The following is a 25,310-nucleotide window of genomic DNA, read 5'->3' on the forward strand; positions in this document are numbered from 1 at the left end:
ATGCGCCGGCGCATGGACGATCCGATGATCGGTCGCCATACTTGGCCCATGCCGATGCAGGAAGGGTTCCGCGACCAGCGGCTGACCGTCGTCCCGCGCCGCGTGCTCACGGAGGCGCAGGCGCGCCCGGTGACCAGGCGCCTGCTCGTCACCGACTGCGGCTACTACCCGGCCGCCGCGGACCATCTGATGAGCAGGCCAGACGGCACCGGAGAGACGATCGTCATCGTGTGCGCGTCCGGCACGGGATGGGCGGACGTCGAGGGCGTCCGGCACTATGTGGGGCCGAGCGCGGCGCTGGTGATCCCGCGCGGCGCCGCCCACTCCTACGGCGCGTCCGCCGACGCGCCCTGGACGATCTGGTGGTGCCACCTGCGCGGCGGCGACGTGCCCGAGCTGGTCGAGGAGATCGGGGTGAGCGCCGCGCGGCCGGTGATCCCGGTCCGCCGGCTCGACCGCGCCATCGCGCTGCTCGACGAGATCGTCACCATCCTCGAACGCGACCATTCGCCGGCGAGCCTGATGGGGGCGGCGGGCGCGGCGTGGAAGCTCCTCACGCAGATCGTGGTCGACCGCGCCATGCCCGCGCCCGGCGACCCGCTGCAGCGCGCGATGGCCTACCTCGCCGAGCGGCTGGACAGCAACGTGCGGGTCGCCGACCTCGCGGCGCTGGTCGGCGTCTCGCCGTCCCACCTGACCGCGCTGTTCCGCCGCGCGACCGGCGGCGGGGTGCTCGCGCACCACACGGCCCTGCGGATGGCGCAGGCGCGCAACCTGCTGGACACCACCGACGCGACCGTCGCCGGCATCGCCCGCGAGGTCGGCTACACCGACCCGTTCTACTTCTCCCGCCACTTCAAACGACTGCACGAGGCCAGCCCCACCGAGTACCGCAACCGCGCCAAGGGGTGACCTCCCGGCCGGTCAGGACGCCGGCGGCGGGCTGACGGCACGCAGCAGCACTGAGCGGTCCACGTCCAGCGAGGGCGCTTCGACGCCGACCAGCCGCAGCACCCGGCCGGGGAGGGTCACCCCGTCGCGCTGCCACGGCGGGAGAACCGCCCCCGCCGGGGGCGGCGACCCCGGGTACACGGCCCGGACGGAGTACAGGCGTTCGTCGTCGAGTCCCGGCAGCCGGACGCGTCCCGGCGGCCAGGTCGACGGCCGCTCGGTCACGCTGAACGCGTAGAGCGCCTCGCTCCTGTCGGCCGCGACGACGCCCTCCAGGCGCAGGGCCGGATCGGCGAGATCCGCGTGCACCACCTCGCCCGAGTGCAGCAGGGCCCGGTGCTCCTTGTGGAACGCCACCCACCGTCCGAGGGCAGCGCGGGTCTCGTCGTCCACGCCGAGCAGGTTGACCTCGACCCCGAGGTGTCCCCACAGCGCTTTCTCCGCCCGGTAGTCGAGCGGGTGAACGCGGTGTGTGGTGTGCGACTCCCCCGCGCCGATGTGCGTGCCCTGCATCTCGGGCGGCACCAGCAGGCCCGTCCAGCGCTGGATCTCCAGCCGCTCGTGGGGGTCGTTGCAGTCGCTCGGCCAGACCCGGTCGGCGAACTCCAGCACGCCGAGGTCGACCCGCCCGCCCCCGCTGGCGCACGACTCGATCTCCAGTCCCGGGTGGGCGGCCTTGAGCTCCGCCATCAGCCGGTAGGCCTGCTCGACCTGGCGGCGCACTCCCGGGCGCCCGTCGGGGCCGTGCCCGGCGTCGAGCAGGTACCGGTTGTGGTCCCACTTGATGTAGGCGATGCCGAGCGACCCCACCAGGCCGCTCATCCGCTCGAAGAGGCAGGCGTACGCGTCGGGATGGCCCAGGTCGAGCACGTGCTGGTGCCGGGACGGGAGCCCGGGCCCGTGTCCCGCGTCGAAGATCCACTCGGGGTGGGCGCGGGCCAGCTCGGAGTCGAGGTTGACCATCTCCGGCTCGAACCAGAGCCCGAAGTCCATGCCGAGCTCGCGGACGCGCGCGGCCAGCGGCTCCAGGCCGTCCGGCCAGACGGCGGGGTCCACGCTCCAGTCGCCGAGCGAGGTGGTGTCGTCGCGCCTGCCGAGGAACCAGCCGTCGTCCAGCACGAACCGCTCGGCGCCGATCTCCGCCCCGCGTTCGGCGAGCGCGGTCAGGGTGGCGAGGTCGTGCCGGAAGTAGACCGCCTCCCAGGTGTTCAGCACGACCGGGCGCGGCGAGCGGGGGTGGCCCGGCCGTGCCCGCAGGTGCCGGTGGAAGCGCGCGGCGAGATCGTCGAGCCCGGTGCCCCACGACCCGTACTGCCACGGGCTCCGGTACGACTCGCCCTGCCCGAGCACGACCTCGTCGGCGAGCAGCAGCTCCCCGGCCGCGAGGTGGCGGGTGTCCGCCGGGGTCCGCTCGGCGGCGAGCACCTGGTTGCCGCTCCAGGCCAGGTGTGTCCCCCACACCGTCCCGTGGCGGAAGCCGAAGCCCTCCTCGCCGGCGACGAGCAGCAGGGTGTGTTCGAGACCGGGCTTGCCGCCGCGGGAGGCCCGCACCCATTCGCCCACGTGGAACGGGCGCCGCTGCGGCACGCGTTCGAGCGACCAGCGGCCCGTCAGGTCGAGGACCTCCGAGGCGCTCGGCGGCACGGGAAGGGCGAGCTCCAGGCCCTGGACGCGGTAGGGCGTCGCGGCCACGTTGGTGACGCGGGCCCGCTGGCGGACCAGGCCGCCGGCGGCGAGCACCTGGATCTCGACCTCGACGGTCAGGCCGTACTCCGGGTCGTGGGCCGTGCCGCGCAGGACGGGCCCGCCGTCCGCGCCGGGGTCGAGGTCGCAGGTGGCCTCCCGGAACTTCGGCGCCCAGCGGCTGCCCTCGGCGTCACCGGTGAGGCCGGGCCGTCCGAGCCATCCCTCGGCCAGCTGCGGGAGCACCGGGACGGGCTGGGGATAGGTGACGGCGCTGTCGCCGATGGCGGGGAGCGCGGCCCGATGCAGGCCGGCCAGGGCGTCCTCGTCCAGGGCGCCGAGGTCCTGCCCCCAGTGCAGGATGCGGGGCAGGCGGCCCCCGTCGACGGCGACGACGACACTCGTGCCGCCCGCGCGCAGGTGGACCGGAACGGGCCGGGGGTCGTGGCCTGTGGTCATCTGTGTCATCCCTTGAGTCCGCTGCTCGCGATGCCCGCGAAGAACTGCCGTTGCATCACCAGGAAGACGATCACGAGCGGGATCGAGCACACGAACGCGCCCGCCATGAGCGTCGGGTAGTCGGTGCCGAACTGCCCCTGCAGCCCTGCCAGGCCCACCGGCAGCGGCCGGTTCTCCCCCGAGGGGGAGACGATGAGCGGCCAGAGCAGGTCGTTCCACGAGTACAGACCGGTCAGCACGGAGAGCGCCGCGAGCGTGGGCCTGGCCATCGGCAGCATGACGTACCAGAACACCTGCAGGGTGTTGGCGCCGTCGAGCCGCGCCGCCTCCTCGTAGTCCTTCGGCATCGTCAGGAAGGCCTGGCGCATCAGGAACGTGCCGAAGGCCGAGAACATCCCGGGGATGGCCAGCGCCGGCAGGGTGTCCAGCAGCGCCAGGCCCTTCATCAGGTCGTACTGGCCGATGAGGAAGAGCTGGCTCGGCACCATCAGCATGCCGATGAACAGGCCGAACAGCGCGTTGCGGCCGCGGAAGGGGATACGGGCGAAGGCGTACCCGGCGAGCGCGGCGACCGCGAGCTGCCCGGCGACCCGCAGCACCAGCGCGCCGACCGAGACCGCGAACATCGACCAGAACGGCACGGTCGAGAAGAACGTCGCGAACGCCCGCGTGCTGAAGGCCTCTGGCAGGACCGTCGGCGGGATCCTGGTCGCCTCGGCGGTCGTCTTGAACATGGTGAGGATCTGCCAGGCGAACGGCACCACCATGATGACGGCCGCGACGGTCAGCACCACGTGGATCGGCCAGGTGCGGGGTGCCGCCCCGCGCCGCCTCCGGGCCCGTCCCCGCACGAGCTCAGCCATAGAACACCCACGATCGCTGGAGCCGGAACTGCAGGGCGGTGGCGATCATGATCACGAGGAGGAGCACGATCGCGATCGCGGCGCCGTATCCCTGGTGGAACTGGACGAACGCCTTCTCGTAGAAGAGGTAGACGATGGTCTTGGAATCGGCCAGGGCGGTGTTGTTCACGCCGCGCAGCATGACGAAGATCAGGTCGAACATCTGCAGGGCGGCGATCACGCTGAGGATCGTCACGAAGAAGATGCTCGGTGTCAGCAGCGGCACGGTGATGTGGACGAACTGCCTGATCCGCCCGGCGCCGTCCAGGGACGACGCCTCGTAGAGGGCCTTCGGGATGGCCTGCAGGCCGGCGCCCAGGATGATCATGTTGATGCCCAGGCTCATCCAGATGCCGACGACGCCGAAGGCGTAGACCGTGAACCGCGCGTCGGCCACCCAGAACTGCGCGGGGACGCCGAACCACGACAGCACCGTGTTCAGCAGCCCGAAGTCGCCGTTGTAGATGAACCGCCACACCATGCCGATCGCGACCGGCAGGGTGACCACCGGCAGGAAGAACAGCACCCGGTACACCGCGCGCCCCCGCCCGACCTGCTCCACCAGCGCGGCCAGCACCACGGCGACGGGGATGCCGAGCAGGATGATCGCCGTGTAGAGGGCGGAGTTGCGGAACGCCTTCCAGAACTCCTCGTCGCTCAGCAGCGCCCGGTAGTTGTCCAGGCCCACGAACGTGGCGGGCCCGAACGCCGGGACGTCCTGGAAGCTCTTGGTGAAGGTGGACAGGAACGGCCACAGGTACAGGGCGGCCAGGCCGAGCACGGCGGGGGCGACGAACACGAGCGCCCACCGGCCCCCGGGCTCGCTGACGCCCGCCCGGCGGCCGCCGGGGTCGGTCACGCCTGTGCGGCGGCCGGCCGGCCGCCGCACGGGCTTGCTCGTCACGGACGTCATTGCTTCGCGAGCACCTTGTCCACGGCGTCCTGGTACTCCTTCGCCGCCTGCTCCACCGGCTTCTCGCCGTTCCAGGCCGGAGTGAGGTACTGCGCGGCCAGGCCCTGCCACTCGGCGGCGTTCCCGGCGACGGGCAGGGGCACGCTGTAGTCGATGGCGTCGATGAACACCTTCAGATTGAACTCGGGCATGGCGTCGAGCCACGGCTGCTGCGTCCCCTTGTACGCCGGGAGCACCGTGCCGGTGGCCGCCTGGATCTCGGCGGCCTTGGTCCCGCCGAGGAAGGCGAGGAACTTCTTCAGCTCCTCGGGGTGCTTGCTGCCCGCGTACCCGGCGTTGCCGATGCCGCTGGTGACGGTGGCCCGCTTGACGCCCTGCGGCAGGGGCGCGACGTCCACCTTGCCCTTGAGGTTGGCGTTGTTGTGGAAGCGGAACGCCCAGTACGCGCCGGAGAGGTACATGGCGACCTTCTGGTTCTCGAACATCGAGACGGCCTCGGTGTCCGAGAGCTGCTTCAGCGTCGGCGAGACGCCCGCGGCCTGCAGGTCGGTCCAGAACTTCAGGCCCGCGACGCCGGCCGGGCTCGCGAAGTCGGAGGCGGTGCCCTCCGGGTTGATGATCTGCGCTCCGGCCTGCAGCATCGTGTTGTAGAAGCCGCCCTGCGCGTCGATCGGCGCCGCGATCCCCCACACGCCCTTGGCCTTGTCGGTCAGCTTCTTGGCGGCGTCCTGCACGTTCTGCCAGGTCCACGTGTCGTCCGGGTAGGAGACCTTGGCGGCGTCGAACAGCGCCTTGTTGTACCAGATGCCGTTGGTGTCGAAGTCCTTGGGCAGCGCGAAGATCTTGCCCTCGTAGGTGTAGGAGTCGGAGACGGCCTTGGGGTAGACGCTCATGTCGATGCCCGCGGACTTCACCGTGTCCGACAGGTCGAGGAGCTGACCGCCCTTGGCGTACTCGCGGAAGTGGTCGGCGAGCATCCAGAACGCGTCGGGCGCGGTGCCGCCCGCGGCGCCGACCTGGAGGGTCGACCAGTATTCCGGCCACGGCAACGTCTGGATCTTGACGTCGATGTTCGGGTTGGCCTTCTCGAACTCCGCGGCGATCTGCTCCATCGCCGGAGACTGGTCCTCGCTCCAGTTGGCGTAGGTGAGCGTGACCTTCTCCCCCGGCGCGGCGCCGGATCCGCCGGATCCGCCGGACCCGCCCGAGCAGCCGGTGATGAGCGCCGCCGCCGCGGCCAGCGCGGCGGCGGCCGTCCACTTGCGTTTCATGGTGTTCCTTCAATCGTGCTGTCCGCCGGCCCGCGCGGGCCGGCGGGGTGTTACCGGCTGATGGGCGTGACGTGGACGGTGGTGTCGACCCAGTCGACGTGCACACCGGTGTCGTCGGGGGTGGCCGCCTCGCCGCGCAGGCACAGGGTGCGCACGCCGCGGACGTCCACGCTGAAGGGGGTGACCGGCTCGCCCGCGCGTACGACGGCGGTGAACAACTCCCGGTCGTCGGCCAGTACGGCGACCTTCGCCGCGCCGGCCGACTCGTCGTCCACGCCGACGGCGCCCGTGAACGTGTCCGCGTGCCCGCCGAGGTGGAAGCGCGCCTCCGAGTACGGCGCCGTGCCCAGGCCGCGCTCGAACCCGCGGCCGGCCACCCGCATGGGACGGCCGTCGCCCGGGTTGCCTCCCCCGTTGGACATGTCGCGCTCGACGGGCCCGTCGGCGTTGACGAACGCGATCATCGGCAGGTCCGAGAGCGCGTACTCCCCGCCGGTCGGCGGGCGTACGACGCGCGCGTGCGCGACGACCGGGACGCCGTCGTCGCCGTCCCGCTCCACCGTGACCACGCCGAGACGCCCGGGCGCCAGGGAGACGGCGGGACGGATCGTCCAGCCGGTCTCGCCGTCGCGGTGCGCGGTCCAGCCCGCGGGAAGGCGCAGGCGGGCGTCGGCGTCGGTCGTCAGCGACGCGGTCCCGTCCGCTCCCACCTCGGCGACCGCCGGATGCACGGCGGGCGCGGGGAGAACCGGCCGGGGCGCGGACCGGAACAGGTCGGCGCCCGCGGGCGCGACGACGGCGACGAAGCCGCCGTCGCGGGCGATCTTGACCTCCACTCCGTCGCCCGCGGTCGTCGTGGTCTCCGCGAGCCCGGTCACCGCGCCCTCGACGGTGGCGGTCGAGGCGTCGCCGACGATCCACACCTGGGCGTCCGGCCCCACCCCGAGCGCGCCGAGGGGCACGTGGATCGCCCGCGCCTCCCCTGTGGCGACGCATCCCACGAACCAGCGGTCGCCGGACCGGCGGGCGACGACGGCGTGGCTGTCGGGGTCGCCCGCGAGCAGCGCCGTCTCCTCCCAGAACGGGGCCAGTTCGGCCAGGAACCGGGCCGCGAGCGGGCGGCCCGCGTAGGCGTCGACGTGGTCGGCGAAGTGCGTGATGCCGCATTCGAACGCCACCGAGAGCCCGAGCTCGTGGCCGTCGCTGGTCGTGCGGCCCGCGGCGCCGAAGGCCACCGGCGTGGCGTCGGCCGCCCCGACGACGTTGCGGGTGAACGGCTGGATGACGTTGTGCGCGGCCGTGAGCGCCTGGTTCTCGAAGAAGACGTAGTACTCGGCGCCGCGGATCGCCTCGTACCCGACGACCTGGGGCCAGGTGCGGGCCCAGCCGCGCGGGATGACCGAGCCGTGGAAGTTCACCATGAGGCCGAGCCGCGCGGTCTCGGTGAGGATGGTGTCGTACCAGCGGTAGCGGTCCTTCGACTCCGACTCCATGAAGTCGACCTTGATCCCGGCGACGCCCCACGACCGCCACAGCGCGAGCTTGCGCAGGTCCTCGGGGCTGTTGAGGTCGCGCCAGATGGTCCACAGGTGCACCTGGACGCCGCGGCGGCTCGCGTACGCGACGATCTCCGGCACCCAGGTCTCCTCCCATCCGCAGTCGATGAGCAGGTGCTCCCAGCCGAGACCGGCGGCGACGTCGACGAAGTGCTTCTGCTTGTCGAGCTGCGCGCCGGAGTAGAAGTCCGACCACCACGACCAGGCCGCGCGCCCCGGCCGGACCCACGCCGCCTCCTCCAGCTCGGGAGATGCGGGCGGCGCCAGCTCGTCGACGAGCAGCGAGGCCACCAGCTCCGGCGGCGTCCCGACGAGGACGACCCGCCACGGGCTGACGGGGCCGCGGGTGACCTCCACGGCCTCGTCGGCGAGCGTGAACCGCAGCGTCCGCCCGCCGTCCGGCTCGGGCTCCCCGGCCCGGACGTGCGCGCCGGCGAACCGGCCGTCGATCCCCGACTCCGTGATCAGGACGTGCAGGTCGCCGTCGAGCCGGGCGAGGAACGGCAGCCCGTACGCGCCGCCCGCCAGCTCGGCCGTGCCGGCCCCGTAGCGGGGCGTCTCGTACCAGGTCTGGTAGTCGAGCACCCAGCTCCGCGACCCGGCGGGCAGCGTGACGGCGGTCCGGTCGGCGGTGACGCGGGCGGTGCCGTCCAGGGCGGGCATCGCGTAGCGGACCGCGACGCCGTCGCGGGCGACCCGCAGGACGACCTGCCATTCGACGCCGGCCTCGCGGAGGGTGTGCACGACCTCGCGGTGCTCGTACCGGTGCTCGCCCACGGCCTTGCCGGAGTGGGCGCGGAACCGGTCGCGGACCGTGCGCTCGGCGACGTGCACGAGCTCGGCCGCGGTGCCGAGCTCCACGCCGTCGACCGTGAACCCGAGCGGCACCCCGTCCAGGACGCGCTCGCCGTCCCGGCTGACGTACAGGCGCACGCCGGTGTCCGTCACGCCGACGCTCGCCGCCAGGCCATCGCTCATCAGATCCTCCACGCGGTGTACGCCTGGACGGGCGCGTTTTCCGAGATCATCGTGGGTGTGCAGTCCATGCCGCCGAGCATGTTACGGACGAACCGGTCAAAGCTCGCGCCTCGGGTGACCGGCGCGAGGGCGGGGACGGCCGGGAGAAGGGGCAGGAACGTCGCCCCGGGGGCGACGGCGGCGACCAGGGCGGGGGATCGCCGCCTGGAACGTTGCGGCATCTGGCCTCCGATCGGCAGGGACTGGACTTCACCGGGGCGCAACCGCTCAGGTTAGGCAACTATGAGCCCAGCTCGGAGGCGATAGGAATGGTGGAACCGGCGAACCACCTGGACGATCCGACTATCGTCGAGCCCTGCGCGAGGGCGAGGCCCACGGCACCGGCCGTGGCAACGCCGCACACGACCACGTAGCCACGCCGGACGGTCTGCGGCGTGATCGTATGCTGTCGTGCATGCGATGGTGGAAGCTCCCGCTTTCAGGCGCGCCGTACCGTCACACGCTTTTTCTTCTGCTCTCCCTCCCGCTGGCGGTCTGGTCACTGTTCGACCACGGCACCGCGCAGCGCAGGGCAGCGGCCCTCCTGCTCGCGCACCCGACCCCGTTCTCGCGCGTACGCGGGCTTGCCGCCGTGCCGCTGGACGCGGTGTCGCTGATGGTGGTGGGGTACTGCTGGCTCGGCGTGCTGGTCAACGTCGTGTACCCGGTCCGGCCGCTGTTCGGGATGAGCGGGGAGTACCGCGATTCGTGGGGTGGGCCCACGCTCGCCGGCGCCTGGGCCGTGCACGCGCTCGCCGGCATCGCATTCTGGCTGCTCATCCCCTGGCTGCTGCGCGGGTACGTGGCGCTGTGGCGCCGAATGGCAGGCGCCGACAACTGATGCCTCTCGGGCTGCGCGCGGCGTTGGGATGCCGCGGCGGTTCCCGCACCTGGTGCCACCCGGGCTTGACAGCGAGGGGCTAACCGTTAGATGTTGTGGGCTAACGGTTAGGGGGCCTCGATGCAGCAGGAAGTGGTGCTGGCGATGCTGGCCAAGGAGCCGTCGCACGGCTACCAGCTGCGTGCGCGGCTGCGTGACGCGCTCGGCCCCCTCGGCGACGCGATGAACGCCGGGCAGGTCTACGTCACGCTGGCGCGGCTGGAAAGAGCCGGCCTGCTGGCGGTCTCCGAAGAAGGCGCCGACCGGTCGGATCGCAAGGTGTACGCGCTCACCCCCAAGGGCCAGCAGCGCGTGGCGGAGTGGATCGCCGAGGTGGCCTGGCCGCGACCCGACCTCGCGGAGTTCCATCTCAAGCTGATCGCGGCCGCGGCTGCCGGGCTGGCCGACCCGCTCACCATCGTCGACACCCAGCGCCGCGAGCTGCTGCGCCGGCTGCGTGACGCCCAGCGCGCCGCCATGGCCGAGCCGGACCGCTCGGACGCGGCGCTGTTGCTGGAGGGCATCGTGCTCCGGCTCCAGGCGGACCTGCGCTGGCTCGAGGCATGTGAGAAGAACTGGACCCCCCGAAGGAGTGGATCGTGAGCAACGCCGCCGACACGTCCGTGCTGCGCGCCCGCGGGTTGCGAAAGGACTACGGCAGGGGCGAAGGACTGGTGCGCGCCGTCGACGGGGTCGATCTCGACGTCGGCCCGGGAGAGACGGTGGCGGTGATGGGGCCCAGCGGCTGCGGGAAGTCCACGCTGCTGCACCTTCTCGGAGGGCTGGACCGGCCGTCGGGCGGGGAGGTGGTGCTGAACGGCCGCCGCATCGACGACATCGGCGAGAAGGCCCTGGCCCGGATGCGGCGCACCGCCGTCGGCTTCGTCTTCCAGGCCTTCCACCTGATGGAGGAGCTCACCGCCCTCGAGAACGTCGAGCTGTCGGCGCTGCTGGCCGGACGCTCGCCGCGGGCCGCCAGACGGCGTGCGGAGGAACTGCTGGACCAGGTCGGGCTCGCCGGCCGGGCGCGTTTCCTGCCCTCCGCGCTGTCCGGCGGCCAGCGGCAGCGGGTGGCGGTCGCCCGGGCGTTGAGCAACGAACCGCTGGTCGTCCTCGCCGACGAGCCGACCGGCAATCTGGACAGCGCCGCCACCCTGGACGTCCTCCACCTCTTCGAGAGCCTGCACGAGTCCGGTCAGACGCTGGTCATCGTCACCCACGACACGCGGATCGCGGCCACCGCGGACCGGCTGATCTCGATGCGGGACGGCGCGTTCGTGGACGAGACCAGGCTGACCGGTGGCACCACCGGCCGGCTCGGCGCCCTCGCCGGTCTGGAGGACTGAGAGCGATGGGCCGAGTCCTGCTCGTTGGCCGCCTCGCCGTACGCGACCTGCGGCGGCGCCCCACCGAGACCGCGCTCCTGCTGCTCGCCATCATGGCGGCGACCACGACGTTGACGCTCGGGCTCGTCCTGCGCGACGCGGCCGGCGACCCGTACGTCAGCACCCGGGAGGCGACCAGCGGACCCGACGTGGTCGCCGGCGTCGGCCGGCTCGCACAGCTTCCCGGTCTCGAGGACCTGGCCCGCGGTGACGGCGTCGCCGGCCACAGTGGGCCGTACCCGGTCGCGCCGGCGAAGCTTGAGGCCTCCGGCCGCGTGTCGGACGTACAGGCCGTGGGGCGCGACGCCGCGACCGCATCGGTCGATCAGCCCGAGGTGACACAGGGCAGCTGGGTCGGCGATGGCGGCGTGGTGGTGGAAGCCGCCTTCGCCACGGCACTCGGCGTACGCGTCGGAGATCCCGTCACCCTGGACGGCCGGTCGTTCCGGGTCGTCGGCGTCGCGGTCACCGCCGCCATGGCGCCCTACCCGGGAACGTCCTGCCTTGTCGCCGTCGGGTGCATGAGCGGCGCGGTCTCCGGCGACATTGCCGCCGGACTGCCGCCGGGGTTGCTGCACAATCCCGGACTGGTCTGGCTCACCCAGGCGGATGTGCGGAGCCTCACTTCCGATCCCGGCTCCCTGTCCTACGTGATGAACCTGAAGCTGACCCACCCGGACGAGGCCCGGGCGTTCGTCGGCGCCAACCCCCCGGCGGGCAGGGACGCTCCACGCCTGACGGCCTGGCAGGACATCCTCGAAGACGCCACCGAGGTGGCCGGAGACTCGCAGATCCTGCTGCTGATCGGAGCATGGCTGCTCGGTCTGCTCGCCGTGGCCACTCTTTCCGTGCTGGTCGGCGGCCGCATGGCCGATCAGACCAGACGCGTCGGACTGCTCAAGGCGGTCGGCGGCACACCGAGCCTGGTCGCCGCGGTGCTGCTCGCGGAGTACGTCCTCGTGGCCGTCGTCGCGGCCGCGGCCGGGCTGGCGGTCGGATCGGTGACGGCCCCGTCGCTCACCGAGTCGAGTGCCGGCCTCGTCGGCGGCGCGGGCACGCCGTCGATGACCGTCTCCACGGCCGGTGTGGTGACGGCCGTCGCACTCGCGGTCGCGGTGGTCGCGACCGTTGTCCCGGCCGTGCGCGCCGCCCGCTCCAGCACCGTCAAGGCACTGGCCGACTCGCCGCGCCCGCCCCGCCGCGTCGGCTGGCTGATCGCGATCTCGGCGCGACTGCCCGTCCCGCTGCTTCTCGCCCTGCGGGTCGCCGCCCGCCGCCCGCGACGGGTCGTGCTGGCTGTGGCCGGTGTCGCGATCACCGTCAGCGGGATCTACGTCGTCCTGGTGCTCAACGCCTTCCTCTCCACCCAGCCACTCGCCGGCGGATATGACGCCGCCCAGGTGGAACTGCTGCGCCAGGTGCTCCTCGTCTGGATGGTCATCCTGCTCTGCCTGGCGGCGGTCAACGCCGTCGTCATCACCTGGGCGACGGTGCTCGACAACCGGCGTTCGTCGGCGCTGGCGCGCGCCCTCGGCGCGACCCCCGGCGAGGTGAGCACGGCGCTGGCGGCCGCGCAGGTGCTCCCCGCGCTCGCCGGCGCCCTCCTGGGCGCCTTCCCAGGAGGCTTCGCCCTGTTCGCCGCCCTGAACGCGATCACCGGCGGCGACGGTGACAGGGCCACTCTTCCCTCGCTCTGGCAACTGCTCACCGTGGTGCTGGCGACCGTGCTCGTGGTGGCGGCGCTCACCGCCGTTCCCGCCCGCCTCGGCGGCCGCCGTCCCGTGACGGAGGCTCTCTGAGTACATGACCGTCGTGAAGATCGGCACCGCGGACGGCACGGCCGGCGTCGACTCGGCCAGGATCGGCCCCGGCACCCGGGCTCGTCGGCCGGCGCGCGTGGCGCTCATCCGCCGATTTCCACGGCCGGCTTCCACGGCCGGCGCAGCGACGCCCTCCCCCATGGGACGACCCCCGCGTCTGCGGCCGGCTCGACCGGCCGCCTTCAGGAGCTGCCGACCCAGGAGTGGGCGGTGCTGGTCCTGATACACGGCCACTGGGTGGCGGGAGCGCCGTCGTCGGTGCGTGCGCCGTCGATCGTCAGGCACATCCCGGCGTTGCCGTCGACCAGCATCGAGCCGCCGCCCGCGCCCCCCGCCACCCGGATCCAGGACTGAGCGGGGCTGCCGTTGCAGACCCACTGCACGATGCCGGCGCCCCGTGTCGTGAAACCGCCGTTGACCGTCAGGCAGCGGTCGCTCTGGAAGTTGCGGATCTCGGAACCATTCCAGTACCAGTTCTCCGCGCTGCTTCCGTCGCAGTCCCGCTGTACCACGGCCACACCGTTGTCGAGCCCGGCGCCGGCCGGCAGCAGGCACGCGCCGCTGTTGACGTTCCTGAAGCGGACGGTGGCGATGTCGCGGGCGGTCGGGGCGAAGTCGAACACCAGCCGCTGCGGGTATGGCCGGGTGGACTGGGCGACCTCGTTGACCCCCTGGACGCGGCCGCCGCTGCCGTCCCAGTCGAGGTTCTGGGTCATGTCGGGCACCGCGGTGAGCACCGACGTCGACCCGCCGGGCAGACCCTTGTGCACACAGGCGCTCTCCCGGTAGCCGGTGTCGAACCTGCTCGGACAGGCGCCGCTGATGAAGAACGACCCAGCGGCGAACACGACGCCCTGCATGTGCCACACGGGAGAGGCCCAGGCGGCGCGGGCGGTGGCCGTGCCGAAGAGGGTGCCGTCGTCCGCCCGCGGCAGGCCGCTGGTCATGTCGAACGGCCAGCGGATCAGCCGGCCGCCGGCGGCGTCGGTCTGAACGTACTCGCTGGTCGTCAACGCGGAGTTCGCACGGTCGAAGCTCATGCCGTTGAGGCACGGCGCCGAGCCCGTGACAGAGGTGCAGGGGACCTCGAACGAGGTGGTGGTCCGGTAGGTGTAACGGACCGGCAGAACATAGGTGAAGCCCTCGAGCCCGTCCGTGTCACGCATGAGGTCGCCGAGCCGGTAGACGTCCAGCCCGCCGCCGCTGCCGACCAGCAGGTTGTCGCCGTACCACACGACGCTGTCGGCATGGCCCGCACGTGGGGCGACCGTGCCGCCGCCCGCGGTCGCCATCAGCACGTCGAAGTACCGTGGTGTGCTGCCGCCGCGGTCGACGAACCGCAGCTTGGCCAGGGCGTTGCCGTCGCCGTAGTGCCAGGACACCACCTCCCAGCGGTGACCGTGCCAGCTGCCGTCGCCCGCCGCGTCGTGCGGGACCGACAGGCCCTGCGGTGCCCAGGCGTCGCGGCCGCCGTCGTCGGTGGGGTTGTTCCAGCAGTAACCGGTGGCGTCCACACCGGGGTTGAAGGGCGTCGGGTAACACAGCCCGGCCTTGCCCGTCGCCCCTGTGCCCGCGAGCTCGCCGAGATCCTGCGGCGTCAGCGCGGAGTTTCCGGACAGGCCGGAGATCTGCGAGCTGTGGTCGGTCACCGGTGTCAGCGCGAAGTGGCCGGCGTCGACGGGTGTGATGCCCGACGCGGCATGTGCGGGGCTCGCGCCGAACCAGGTGCCGCCGAGCAGCCCGAGGACCAGCCCCGTGGTCCACAGCAGCCGCCATAAGCCGGGGCCGGCGTGTGACGGGCGGGTGGGACTCAATGTCGTTCCTCCTGTCGCGGTGCGCGCGGGGTCCGGGTCCCCGGCACGGATTGGCCGTGCCGGGGACCCGGAGGGTCAGAATCCGATGTGGTGCCAGACGCTGGTGGCGGTGTTCCGCACCGCGCCACCGGCGTTCCGCGCCGTGTTCCCGGCGGATCTCACGGCCCCTGAGGTGGCGTTCCAGGCCGTCTGTCCCCATCGGGAGGCCGTGCGATACGCCGCTTGGGACTGGCGCGCGATGATCCGGGCCTGTTCGGACTTCGCGAAGGCGGCGGAGTTACCGGTGAGCGCGAGCATTCCCGTCAGGCAGTCGGAGGAGCTCCAGCTGCTCTGGCAGGTCTCATAGGTGAGATAGGCGGTGGATGGGAGGCCGACGGCGGTGTACCACGCCATCGCGGCCGTCCCGCATGGGCCGCCGGCCGCCCCAAGGGTGTCCGCGGTGACGAACGCGCAGGCGGCGATCATGCCGGTGGACGACGCGCTCCCCCACACCGCGAGCTGGTGGTAGACGAGCTCCTGCGTGGACTTGCCTCCACCGCCGTCCATGACCTGCTCCGCCTCCTTCTCGCACTGGGCGGCGGCGGATCCGGTCTGCAGGCAGGCGTCGAACGCCACGACGGCGGTCTGCTTCTTCAGGTCCACGTTCTCGATCCAGGCACGGAACGCGGCGTCGTCCAGGTTGGCGCCGCCGTTGTAGCCGAGGTTCTTGCGCAGCCATTCCCGCGTCTTCGGGTCCAGCGTCTTGCCGCCGCTGTTGCCGTGTGACGGCGATGACTTGCTGTTGTCCTGGTCCTTCTCCTTCGGCGTGCGGTGGTCGCCCTGGTCGCCCCTGCCCTTGCTGGGCGTGTGCGGGCAGGCGGGTTCGTCGCGCACCCCGCACAGCAGGCCGTCGCCCGACGGGTCGCTGTAGGTCACCGGATTGTCCGCGCCGTAGCTGTAGCCGTTCAGCGTCTGCGGCTTGTCGGTCTCCAGCAGCGGGTCGACGCTGATGAACCCGCCGACGGCCGGGTCGTACTGGCGGTCGCCGATCTGGATCAGGCCGGTGCGGGCGTCGTCAGGTGCGCCGAGGAAGGACTTGTCGTCCGGCCAGGCGGCGGGCGGGGTGCCGCGGTCGCCGCCGAAGGGGTCGGTGTAGCGCTTGACGACCGCCTGGGTGGTGGCGTCCATGGCCAGGCTGCTCGTGCCGTGGTCGTCGCCGGCCAGCCAGGACAGCGCGGGTGTGCCGCTGCCCGCGGTGCTGCGGATCGCGATCACCGGGCCCGAGGGACCCTCGGTGTACGAGCGTACGCCCCAGGTGGTCGTCGTGCCGCCGGCGGTCCTGGTGTGGATCTCCGTGGAGCCGAGATAGAGCACGCTCTCCCCGCCCGTGGAGGCCCGGCGGATCAGCAGGTTGCCGCCGCCGTCATAGACGTAGTCGGTGGTCGCGGTGCCCTCGGTGGTCTTGCTCAGGTTGCCTTGGGCGTTCCACGTCAGGCTCTGGCCGCCGCTCCTCCCGGGGCGCTTGACGGTGTCGCCGATGGCGTCGTAGCCGTAGGACGCGGCCGAACCGGCACAGGTGCCCGTCGTGACGGCGGTCAGTGCGTGCTTGCGCGCGGCGTCGGTGTGACAGTAGCTCGCGGTGGTGTCTCCGGTGGCGGCGTGGGTGGTCAGGGCGGTCCGCAGGCCCGCAACGTCGTAGGAGTAACCGGTGCTGTACGGGGCCGCGCCGCCGACGGCGCTCCCCGCGGCGGTGCCGCAGGTCGCGTCGGCCGGGGTCCAGGCGCTGGTCAGGCGGCGGTAGCCGTCGTACCCGAAACACTGCGTGTCGGCCTTCCCCGTGCCGCCCTGCGTGCTCGAGTCGCCGATCCGGGTGACGTTACCCGCGTCGTCGTAGCTGTAGGCGAGGTCCTGGGGCGCGTAGGCGTGGGTCTCGTCGGTGACCTTGGACGTGGTCAGCCGCCCGGTGCCCTGCTCGTAGGTGTCGGTGAGGAACGCCTTCTTCACCCCGGACGGCGCGGTGGCCAGCGTGAGCTGCTGCGGCTCGGCCAGCGGTGAGTAGGCGACGTGCTGGAGGTAGCCCGTGGCTCCCGTGACGCTGTTCACCTTGCCGGTGGGGCCGTAGCCGTAGCCGACGTGCTCCAGCGGCAGGCCTCCGGCCGCGGGCTCGGTGGAGCTCTGAAGGCTGCCGTCAGGATAGTAGGAACTGCTGAACGTGTAGCTGGGCTTGACCGCGCCTGACGTCACCAGTGGGTCGGCCGGGTCCAGGTCGGTCTCGGTCTGCGTGGCGTGGTAGAGGTCGTCGTACTCGGTGACCTTCTGGGTGTACGCCCGGCCGTTGACGCCGCCGTCGTAGCTGATGGCCGCGGCGGCCTGGCCCTTGGCCACGGTGTCGTAGGTCCAGGCGGACAGCTTGCCGGCGTCCGTCCTCGCGGTCTGCCATTCGCCGGTGGTGCGGCCGATCGCGTCATAGCTGTAGAGCAGCTTGTGCCCGGCCGCGTCCGTCGTGCTGTCGATCTGGTCCAGGACGGTGTACGCGGCGGTGCTGTCGCCCTTGTCCGGGTCGGTCGCCGACGTCTGGCGGCCGAACAGGTCGTAGCCGTAGCTCCACGTGGCGCCGTCGGGCCCGGTCACGCGGGCCTTCTGGTCGTCGCCGGTGTAGGCGTACGCGGTCGTGGTGTGCGCGGGCGCCGGTGCGGCGCCGCCGAAGTCGGTGTCGGCGGGGGACGTTCCGGCGTACTCGCGCAGTTCGACGGTCCTGCCACGCGCGTCGGTAACGGTACGGCTCGCACTGCCGCCGGCCGGCGGGCTCACCGCGGTGGAGTCACCGGTGTAGCCGGTGAGCGTCGGGTTCCCCTTCCGCACCCCAAAGATCCACAGTGCGTCCGAGGTCTGCCTGCCGGCGCCGTCGAAGACGAACCGGTGTTCGGTGGGCGCGCCGTTGTCCTCCGCGCGTGCGTAGACGCCGTTCGGCGTCGTGGCGTCGTCGAAGATGCCGGCGAAGGTGTCGTAGGCAAGGCCCCGCGAGTCGTACCGGGTGTCGGTCAGCGTCCTGCCGCCGACCGGTGTGGGCGCCTGTACCTGGATGGGGCGCAGCAGTGAGTCGTAGATCTGGTAGCTGGTGACGCGGGTGCCGTTCGGGCCGAGCACGGACGTGGCCACGAAGGGCGCCGCGCCGCGCTTGACCTGGTAGGCGTAGGTGGTGCTCGCGGTGTCACCGTTGCTCTTGCTGCGGTTGGGCAGCCACACCCCGAGCAGTCGGCCGAGGCCGTCGTAGGTCAGCTCGGTCTTCTTGCCGTCGACGTCGTAGACGGTGGTGCGCAGGCCGCGCAGCCCGTCGTAGAAGGTGGTCGCCTTCTGGGCCAGCGCGTTGCCGTCCACGGTCTTGGTCAGCGGCCCCGCGCCGGCGGGGGTGAACTCGGTGGAGTCGGTGTTGCCCGCCGCGTCCGTGGTGCTGAGCGTGCGGCCGAGCGCGTCGAAGGTGGAGGTGCCGGTGGTCTGCCAACCGGCCGGGTTCCGGTCGCCGTTCGCGTCGGGGGTGGCGGGGTAGCCTGCGGCGCGGCCGGTCCAGTACGCGTCGCCGGCGGTGGGGGTCTGGGCGGCGGTCCAGACGGTGGCGTCCACGTCGTCGTAGACGGTGGCGATGTCGGACAGCACGTCGCCGCGGGTGGCGCTGTTCGCTGGCAGCGACAGGGCGCCGTCCGCGGTGCCGCACGGCCGGGCGACCTTACGGACCCTGGACACGAGCGACGTCAGACCGGCGGCGGCGTTGCGGGCGTACCAGGTGCGGGTGCAGATCTCGTCGCCGGTCTTCCCGGTGTCACCGGCGTCGTCCTCGGTGACCGCCATGCCGTAGGAGTCATAGGTCGTGGTGGTGCTCCTGGTACGCCACCTGCCCGGCACGGTCAGGTAGGTGTAGTCGTACGACGTGCGCGGGCGGACGTAGAAGGCCTTGAGGTCGCCCGAACCGGTGTGCTGGATCGCGGTGCGGGACGACCACGGGTCGTCGGCGGTCGCCGATATCGCGGTGGAGCCGTCGTAGGTGACCTGTTCGCGTTGGAAGCCGGCGAACTCGTCGGAGTCGGTGACCGCGGCGAGGTTCAGCCCCGGCACGGGCAGGCCCGGCACGCTCACGGCACGCGGTGTGCCCGACTTCTGCCTGTCGCCGTTCATGCCCTGCAGGTAGCGGGTGACGGTGCGCAACCGGTTGGACGGGTCGGTGCCGGTGATCGTGGTGACGGTGCCGTAGCCCCGCCAACTCGACCAGGTGCGCTCGTCGTCGGGGGTGAACGGGCTGTCGTCGTAGTGCCAGGCCGGATCACTGTAGTCGTACGACGTCTGGACGGCCAGGTTGCCGCCGGCCGGGTCCGACTCGAGCACCGTCAGCACCCGATACTTGTGGAACCAGTCGATCGAGGCGTCGGCGGCGCCGTTGACGTGCCAGTACTGCGGGAAACAGGCCATCGTGTCGTCGTCCTCGGCGGCCGGCATCTTCGAGCCGCGCACACAGTCGTCCTGGGGGGACATCGTCACCGTGGTGATCGCGCCGGTCTCGGATTCGACGGTGTCGATACGCGGCCGGTTCAGCGGCAGGATGTCGTCGGCGGCGTCTACCCGGTTGGGCAGCATCCGATAGGTGAACGACACGGGGTCCATCGCGGTGTCGCCCGCGCTGTTGCCGGTGTGGGTGATGCTGTCCAGCGCCAGCGACTGGTCGGAGCTGTCACCGATGTCCCCCGGGTCCAGGTACTTCTGCTTCAGGTCCCAGGTGTCGACGGGGGTGTAGGAGGTGCCGGTGCCCGGCCACACCGAGGTCCGCACCTGGGTGAGCCGCTTGCGGGTGAAGAACGACGGTGCTTCGGCCTTGCAGGCGGTGTCCGAGGCGCGGGCGGCGCAGATCGCGTCGAAGGGCACGTCCGGCCAGTTCGGCGCGGTGGCCGAGGTGAGCGAGGAGCAGTCACCGGTGACGCAACGCTCCTGGTAGCCGAAGTGCACCTGGTAGGGGGCGGTGGCGGTGAAGAGGGTGCCGGAGCGCTGCCCGTAGAGGATGTGGTCGAGATAACCGCCGCGGGTGTAGGTGGCGTCGGCGGTGGTGGCGCCGTTCTTCTTGTAGGAGTTGGTCTCCGCGGTGTACCAGTACGTCTCGGCGTTGCCGTGGGTGTCCACGACGTAGTCGAGGTTCCACCGCCAGGCCTGGTCGTACCAGCGGTCGGCGAACGCGTCGCCCTTGGCGTAGCCCGGCTCGCCGGAGTCGTCTCCGAAGACCGGCACCGTCCAAACCGAGTTGGTGCGCTGGGTGCCCGCGCCGGGCAGCTTGTTCAGGCCGAAGACGTACTTGGTGCCGTCGCCGGTGATGACCGTCCAATATTCGCCGGCGCCGTCCACGCCGTCGCCCTGGTCGCCGTTGTCGGCCCCGGTGGAGTGGACGACCGTGGACGCGTCGTCGTCGGCGAGTCTCCACGTGCCGCCGGCAGCGTCCTTGACCAGTTCCGTGGCTGTGCCGTTGAGCACCAGCGAGGCGTTGTCGAACTTCCAGCACGAGTCGTAGACCTTGTCGTGCCCGTCCTGGTCGCAGCTGCCGAACTGCCGGGTGACATAGCTGTCGGACATCGTGGCGAACCCCTCACCGACCTGGGAGGTCTGGTTGTTGGTGCTCGCGGTACGCCCGTCGACACTGCCGGAGTCGTAGGCCAGGCCGAGGGTGGGCGCAGGACCCGCGGGCGCGGGCGGCGTCGTCATCGGGTACGACCAGGTGAAGGAGCCCGACGCCCCGCCTTGGGCCCAGGTCGAGGACGAGGACAGTTGGGCGGCGGTGTAGTCGCCGCTGCCCTTGGCGGACTCCCCCTGCCCCGCGGATATCGCGACGAGGAGCGGCGACGTCGCGGCCGGCAGGTCGGCGGAGAGCGTCCGCCCGGCGACGTCGTTGGCCGTGCGCAAGGGGGTCGTGGCGCGGCACGCCGCCTTCTCGGGCGTTGTCAGGGCGCACGCCGGCAGCCGGACCAGGCTCAGCCGGCCCGACCAGTCACCGCCGTAGGCCGACGCGAACGCGGCGTAGCCGACGGACAACCGGCCGCCCACGGGGGCCGGCTGCCTGCTCGCCAGCCCGGAACCCTGGGTCTCGGGGCCCGCCACCCCGGAATCCCACGCCGCGGAGTCCTGCGCCCCGGGGTCCTGCGCCCCAGGGTCCTGTGCCGCGGGGTCCTGTGCCGCGGCGGTCCCCTTCGGCGCGACGAGGAGGAGCACCCCCTCGACTCCGGCGGCGTGTGCCGCCTGCTGGTCAAGCACGGTGACGTCGGCCGGGGAGGCGGTGGTGGAGGCCGGCGCGGTCAGCCGCACCGGCAGGCCTCCGACGGTGACCGCCGTCCCGCCGGCTCCGACCGTGGCGGTGCCGCCGCCGGGCCAGGACGCGTGCTGCTCGGACGCCGCGCGCGCCGCCTGCTCCTGCTCCGCGGCCGAGGAGCGAGCGACCTGCTGCCTGGCCTCTGCGGCGCCGAGGCCCACGTCGTGGACCTTCGCGCTGTGCGCCGCCGGCACGGCGGGACGCCCGAGCGGCCCGGCGTCGGCCCGTGCCACGGGCACCGCTCCGAGCATGCCGCCGACGAGCGCGAGGGATGCCGCGACCGCGGTCGCCGCCCGACGCGTCACCGCAGATCTGCCGTCGCGTGCCTGCCGGGGGCGGAGGACGCCCCGGGGCACGCGTGTTGTGGAACCCGAGCTCATAAACCCAACTCCCAACGCGGACGGTGGCACGGACCGGTGCCGTGCCCGTCTGTCACATCACGAAGAGCCCCGCCGCGCAGTCGCGGCGGAGATGTCGCCCTGCCGGGCGCGGACGGGCGGTCCTGCCGCCCGGCCGCGTCCCGGCGTCACGGTCAGCCGCCGACCACGGCCGCGATCTGGTCGGATGAGGTCATCGCGCCGGTCCAGACCCTCAGGTCCTCGATCCGGCCGGGCAGATAATGGCCCCATGCGCCGCCCACGTGCCCGCGCCCCGCGGTGAAGTCACCGGATCCGGCGAGGGTCGTGTAGGGCTGAGTGTCCTGCAGGTTGGCGCCCAGGTAGAGGCTCACCGTGCCCGACTGGGCGTCCAGCACGCCGGTGACCTGGACGTCGCCCTCACCGCTACCGCCGCCCGGGTCGTCATTGGGAGAGACCGCGCCGGTGAAGCCGCCGTCGGCCGCGACCCGGCCGAACAGCCACTGTCCCTGCGGGATGTGGATGACGTTCCCGTCGTCGTCCAGGCCGTCAGTGATGCCTGTGTAGCGGAACCACAGGCCCCACGCCGAGCCGTCGGCCGACGGCTGCCCCGCGACCTGCACCGTGTAGCCGGCCGGGTGGGTCGTCAACGCCGCCACGTTCAACTGCACCCGGGCGGTGGCGGTGAGCGATCCGCGGTCGTCGACCACAGAGCCGGGGGTGGACGCGTAGCCGCCGCTGCCGTCCAGGGTGAGGGCGGTGCCGTCGAGCGTCGCGCCTCCTGCCGGCGTCAGGGTCCTGCCGTAGCCGGAGGCGTCGGCCAGCGTGCTGCCGGACGCGCCCTCCGCCTGCCAGCCGGCAGTGAGTTCCGCGTCGCCGTATCCGGCGGCGTCCAGCCCGCGCGCCTGGTCCAGGATCTCCTGGGCGGTTAGCGCCCGCTGCCAGACCGAGACCTCGTCGATGCTGCCGTTGAAGTAGTCGACATGCGAGCCGTTCCAGCTGTCCCGGCCGATCTGCAGCGGCTTGCCGTAGACGGCGGGGGCCGTCGCCGGGACCGAGGCCTGGAGCACGCCGTTGACGTACAGCGACAGCTTTCCGGCGGCGGCGTCGTACTGCCCGGTGAGGTGTGTCCACACCCCGGGCACCGGGGTGACCACGGATCTCGCCTTGATCCACACGCAGGTGGTGTCCGCGGTGCACGAGCGCACCCGCATGCTCCAGTCGTCGACGCCGTCGGCGGCGTACGACAGGTAGAACGGGCTCGCCGTGGTGTCGTCCTGGCTGAGGACGCCCATCGTGCGGACCTGGGAGGTGCCGAGCCTTACCCACGCGGAGACGGTGTAGGAGGCGCGGACGTCGATGACGGGCTTCTGCGTCTCGGCGTACCCGGACGTGCCGTCCAGCGTCAGACCGGTGTCCGTGACCGGGGTGGCCAGCGGCGTCCCGGCGTCGTCGTGCAGCTCCAGACCACGCCTGCCCCGGTCGTCACGAGTCGCGCCGGTCGCCGAGAGCGTGGCGTTGTCCTGCTCCGCCGGGACGGTGCTGGACGTGTCGAGGGCCGCGCCGCCGGTCTCGTCGAAGTGCCACTGCCCGACCGGGCCCGCACCGGCGGCCACCAGGAAGTCGGTGGTGCTGCTCGCCCCCCAGCGGCCTGCCCGGTCCTTGGCCCGCGCCTCCAGATGGTAGGTACCGGACACCTGCGGTACGAGCGTCGTGGAGGTGGCACCCGCCGCCAGATCGTGCCAGGAGTCGTCGGAGGAGAGCCGGTAGGAGTAGGCGGTGTTGACGTCTCCCGGTGCCGGGCCGAAGGTCACCGTCCCCGGAACGCCCGGACCGCCGCCCGCCACGCAGGAGTCGGACAGGCATACCGAATAGGGCGTGGACAGGGCCACTGTGGGCGCCTTCGGCGCGGTGGCGTCGATGGTGAAGTAACAGGGCGCGGTGTAGCCGGTGTTGAGGAAGGATGTCTGGTTGTCCTGATACGACAGGGTCAGTGCCTTGAGCCGGTACTGCACATCCGTCAACAGGGCCGGCAGGGTGGCCGGCTCCAGGACGTTGTCGCCGACGAAGCCCGACGCCGGCATGGTGACGTCGCCGATCGCCTGGCTCCAGGTGGAACCCGACAGCCGCTCGACCCGCCAGCGCACCCGCAGCCGGGCCTGCGACTCACCACCCGGCTGGGTCTGCGGACGTCCCCGAACCTGCGGCGTCGTACCCGACACCACCTGCGGGTCGGCCGAGTTGGTGTGGCACACCGCGGACGAGCCGGACACGATGCCGACGTCGGTCGGCATCGCCGGGTTGGCCACGTAGTTCACCGACAGCACCGCGTTGTTCTTGAACCGCTTCCAGGCGGACGCATCGGTCTCGTCGTGCGGGCGCAGTTCCAGCGTCAGCTTGGCGAACTTGCCGGCCGCGAAGTCCTGCACCGTCGGCGTCAGATTCTCGTTGGTCTCGTCCGGGTTGTCGGTGAACTCGATGGGCGCGTCGGGCGAGTCGGGATCGCAGGCCGAACCGCGGCCCGCCGAGAACCACCGGTCGACCATCATGTCCAGCTGCGTCGGCCGGGTCGCCCAGGTGGTCGACGAGGAGATGTTGTTCGTCCGGGTCAGCTCGGTCAGCCGCAGGTCGCACACGAACGCCCATGGCGAGGTGACCCGGAAGATCGCCGACAGCACCTTCTTGCCTCTGAGCGCGCCCGGCGTGAACTGGAAGTACAGACGCTGGGTGTAACCCGGCCCGCAGTAGTAGCCATTCCAGGTGCCGCAGTAGCCGTCGCCCTCGCCGTTCACCCCGTTGCCCCACCCGTAGGAGGTGTAGCCGTCACTGCGCAGCAGCGTCCGCTCGGGGACGCCGGAGTTGAGCGCCACGTCGGGGTCGATGTAGAGCGGGTACGCGGCCGGGTCCTGCTCGGCCATCAGGTGGGTGTCCGGCACCACGGTCACCGAGTCGCGGCCCACCACCAACGGCGTGGTGGCGGTGCGGGAACCCGGACCCGGGGCGTCCGAGGTGGGCTGCGGGGCTGAAGGCCCGCTCACTGACGGGGTGGCGGCCGCGGGCGCGGTCTTCGAAGGCGCCGAGGCGGCGGGGACGCCCAGCGAGTCCCACATCTGCGCGGCCGGCGAGGAGAACACCTCCTGGCCGTCCGCCCCCACCGCGCTGAACCCACCGGCGCCGGTGCCACCCACACGCAGCCCGGAGGCGCTCAGCCCGAAGGTGATCCGCTTCAGCCGCAGATCGGCCGCCGCCTTGGCCGATTTGACCACCAGCACCTCGTGGTAGCCCTCGACGCCCGCCGTCATCCGCAGATCCACACCGGGCAACACGTCGGCGTACAGCGCGCTGTCGCCGTCGAGCACCGGCACCGGAAGCGAACCGGGCCAACTGAACGACAGCGTCCGACCGTTGCGGCCGATGGTCACCAGCGGCTTGTCGCCGCCTCCCGAGAACGTCAGATCGACGACGGCGGCCCTGGGGCGTAACGTTCCGTCCGCCTGCCTGACGAGCGTGGCGTCGGGAGCCTCCCATGACCCGTCCGGTCGCGCCACCCGCACCGGCACCGTGGACTGGTCGAGCCGGAACGTGAATCCGTCCGGGTTCGCGTACGTCGTCGTCGTCTCGGTGCGCGCCGACACCACTTCCACCGGCTGCCCGGACGCCTTCGCCTGGTCCAGTGCCCGCTGTGCCGCGATGACGTCGGCGGCGGCACCCGCGGCGGATGCCGAATCCGCGACCGCGACCGTGGGCGCCATGGCCGTCCCCGCCAGCACGACTGCCCCGGCACTCAGTGCGGCCGCGGCTCTGCCCAGCGCAGACCACGGTGTCCGTGCCCTCGACAACCGCCACACCCCCTCGCTCACCCGCTTCCACCTGGAATACCTGGACGTGTTCCACCGAGGGTCGTCGGGGGTCACCGGAGGCCGATCTTCGGCCGGACCCACTCGGCGTACTTCCGGATCGCGTCGTCGGCCTCGGGCGCGTACCCGG

Annotated in this window: 14 protein-coding genes; 5 read left to right on the forward strand and 9 right to left on the reverse strand. The window is 72.1% G+C overall.

All coding sequences use genetic code 11. The features are described 5' to 3' along the window. The first annotated feature begins 48 nt into the window (after positions 1-48). Positions 49-912, forward strand: coding sequence for an AraC family transcriptional regulator (locus tag Mco01_RS34175; RefSeq protein ID WP_204060958.1), 864 nt, complete (start codon positions 49-51; stop codon positions 910-912). A gap of 12 nt (positions 913-924) precedes the next feature. Here Mco01_RS34175 and Mco01_RS34180 read toward each other — a convergent pair whose 3' ends face one another. The 6 genes from Mco01_RS34180 to Mco01_RS34205 are packed head-to-tail and all read right to left on the reverse strand — an operon-like array spanning position 925 to position 8,934. Next, positions 925-3,093, reverse strand: coding sequence for an alpha-galactosidase (locus Mco01_RS34180; protein ID WP_204060959.1), 2,169 nt, complete (start codon positions 3,091-3,093; stop codon positions 925-927). A gap of 5 nt (positions 3,094-3,098) precedes the next feature. Further along, the gene (locus Mco01_RS34185; protein ID WP_204060960.1) at positions 3,099-3,956 is read right to left on the reverse strand and encodes a carbohydrate ABC transporter permease; all 858 of its coding nucleotides are present in this window, start codon (positions 3,954-3,956) and stop codon (positions 3,099-3,101) included. After that, positions 3,949-4,908 (reverse strand): carbohydrate ABC transporter permease, encoded by a 960-nt coding sequence (locus Mco01_RS34190; protein ID WP_204060961.1) that lies wholly within the window; start codon positions 4,906-4,908, stop codon positions 3,949-3,951. Before Mco01_RS34190 ends, Mco01_RS34185 begins: the two co-directional genes overlap by 8 nt. Next, entirely contained in the window at positions 4,905-6,179 is a 1,275-nt protein-coding gene (locus Mco01_RS34195; protein ID WP_204060962.1) for an ABC transporter substrate-binding protein, read from the reverse strand. The genes Mco01_RS34190 and Mco01_RS34195 overlap by 4 nt, the downstream gene beginning before the upstream one ends. A gap of 50 nt (positions 6,180-6,229) precedes the next feature. Next, entirely contained in the window at positions 6,230-8,713 is a 2,484-nt protein-coding gene (locus Mco01_RS34200) for an NPCBM/NEW2 domain-containing protein (protein ID WP_204060963.1), read from the reverse strand. Further along, entirely contained in the window at positions 8,713-8,934 is a 222-nt protein-coding gene (locus tag Mco01_RS34205; RefSeq protein ID WP_204060964.1) for a hypothetical protein, read from the reverse strand. Before Mco01_RS34205 ends, Mco01_RS34200 begins: the two co-directional genes overlap by 1 nt. 233 nt (positions 8,935-9,167) lie before the next feature. Between Mco01_RS34205 and Mco01_RS34210 the strand changes: the two genes are divergently transcribed. The 4 genes from Mco01_RS34210 to Mco01_RS34225 all read left to right on the forward strand — a co-directional run bounded on the left by Mco01_RS34210 (position 9,168) and on the right by Mco01_RS34225 (position 12,816). Continuing rightward, on the forward strand, positions 9,168-9,593 hold the full coding sequence (locus Mco01_RS34210; protein ID WP_204060965.1) for a hypothetical protein: 426 nt from the start codon (positions 9,168-9,170) through the stop codon (positions 9,591-9,593). Positions 9,594-9,713: 120 nt separating this feature from the next. After that, entirely contained in the window at positions 9,714-10,235 is a 522-nt protein-coding gene (locus Mco01_RS34215; protein WP_204060966.1) for a PadR family transcriptional regulator, read from the forward strand. Continuing rightward, the gene (locus Mco01_RS34220; RefSeq protein WP_204060967.1) at positions 10,232-10,978 is read left to right on the forward strand and encodes an ABC transporter ATP-binding protein; all 747 of its coding nucleotides are present in this window, start codon (positions 10,232-10,234) and stop codon (positions 10,976-10,978) included. Before Mco01_RS34215 ends, Mco01_RS34220 begins: the two co-directional genes overlap by 4 nt. 5 nt (positions 10,979-10,983) lie before the next feature. After that, positions 10,984-12,816, forward strand: a complete 1,833-nt coding sequence (locus Mco01_RS34225) for an FtsX-like permease family protein (RefSeq protein WP_204060968.1) — start codon at positions 10,984-10,986, stop codon at positions 12,814-12,816. 203 nt (positions 12,817-13,019) lie between these two features. Here Mco01_RS34225 and Mco01_RS34230 read toward each other — a convergent pair whose 3' ends face one another. The 3 genes from Mco01_RS34230 to Mco01_RS34240 all read right to left on the reverse strand — a co-directional run bounded on the left by Mco01_RS34230 (position 13,020) and on the right by Mco01_RS34240 (position 25,075). Then, positions 13,020-14,651, reverse strand: coding sequence for an RICIN domain-containing protein (locus Mco01_RS34230; RefSeq protein ID WP_204060969.1), 1,632 nt, complete (start codon positions 14,649-14,651; stop codon positions 13,020-13,022). Positions 14,652-14,726: 75 nt separating this feature from the next. Further along, positions 14,727-21,272 carry an RHS repeat domain-containing protein gene (locus Mco01_RS34235; protein WP_204060970.1) on the reverse strand — a complete coding sequence of 2,182 codons (6,546 nt, stop codon included), beginning with the start codon at positions 21,270-21,272 and terminating at the stop codon, positions 14,727-14,729. Between the two features lie 227 nt (positions 21,273-21,499). After that, positions 21,500-25,075, reverse strand: coding sequence for a LamG-like jellyroll fold domain-containing protein (locus Mco01_RS34240; protein ID WP_204060971.1), 3,576 nt, complete (start codon positions 25,073-25,075; stop codon positions 21,500-21,502). Positions 25,076-25,310 lie beyond the last annotated feature (235 nt).

Origin of the sequence: Microbispora corallina (assembly GCF_016863035.1) — a bacterium.
In the GTDB taxonomy this organism is placed as follows: Bacteria; Actinomycetota; Actinomycetes; order Streptosporangiales; family Streptosporangiaceae; genus Microbispora; species Microbispora corallina.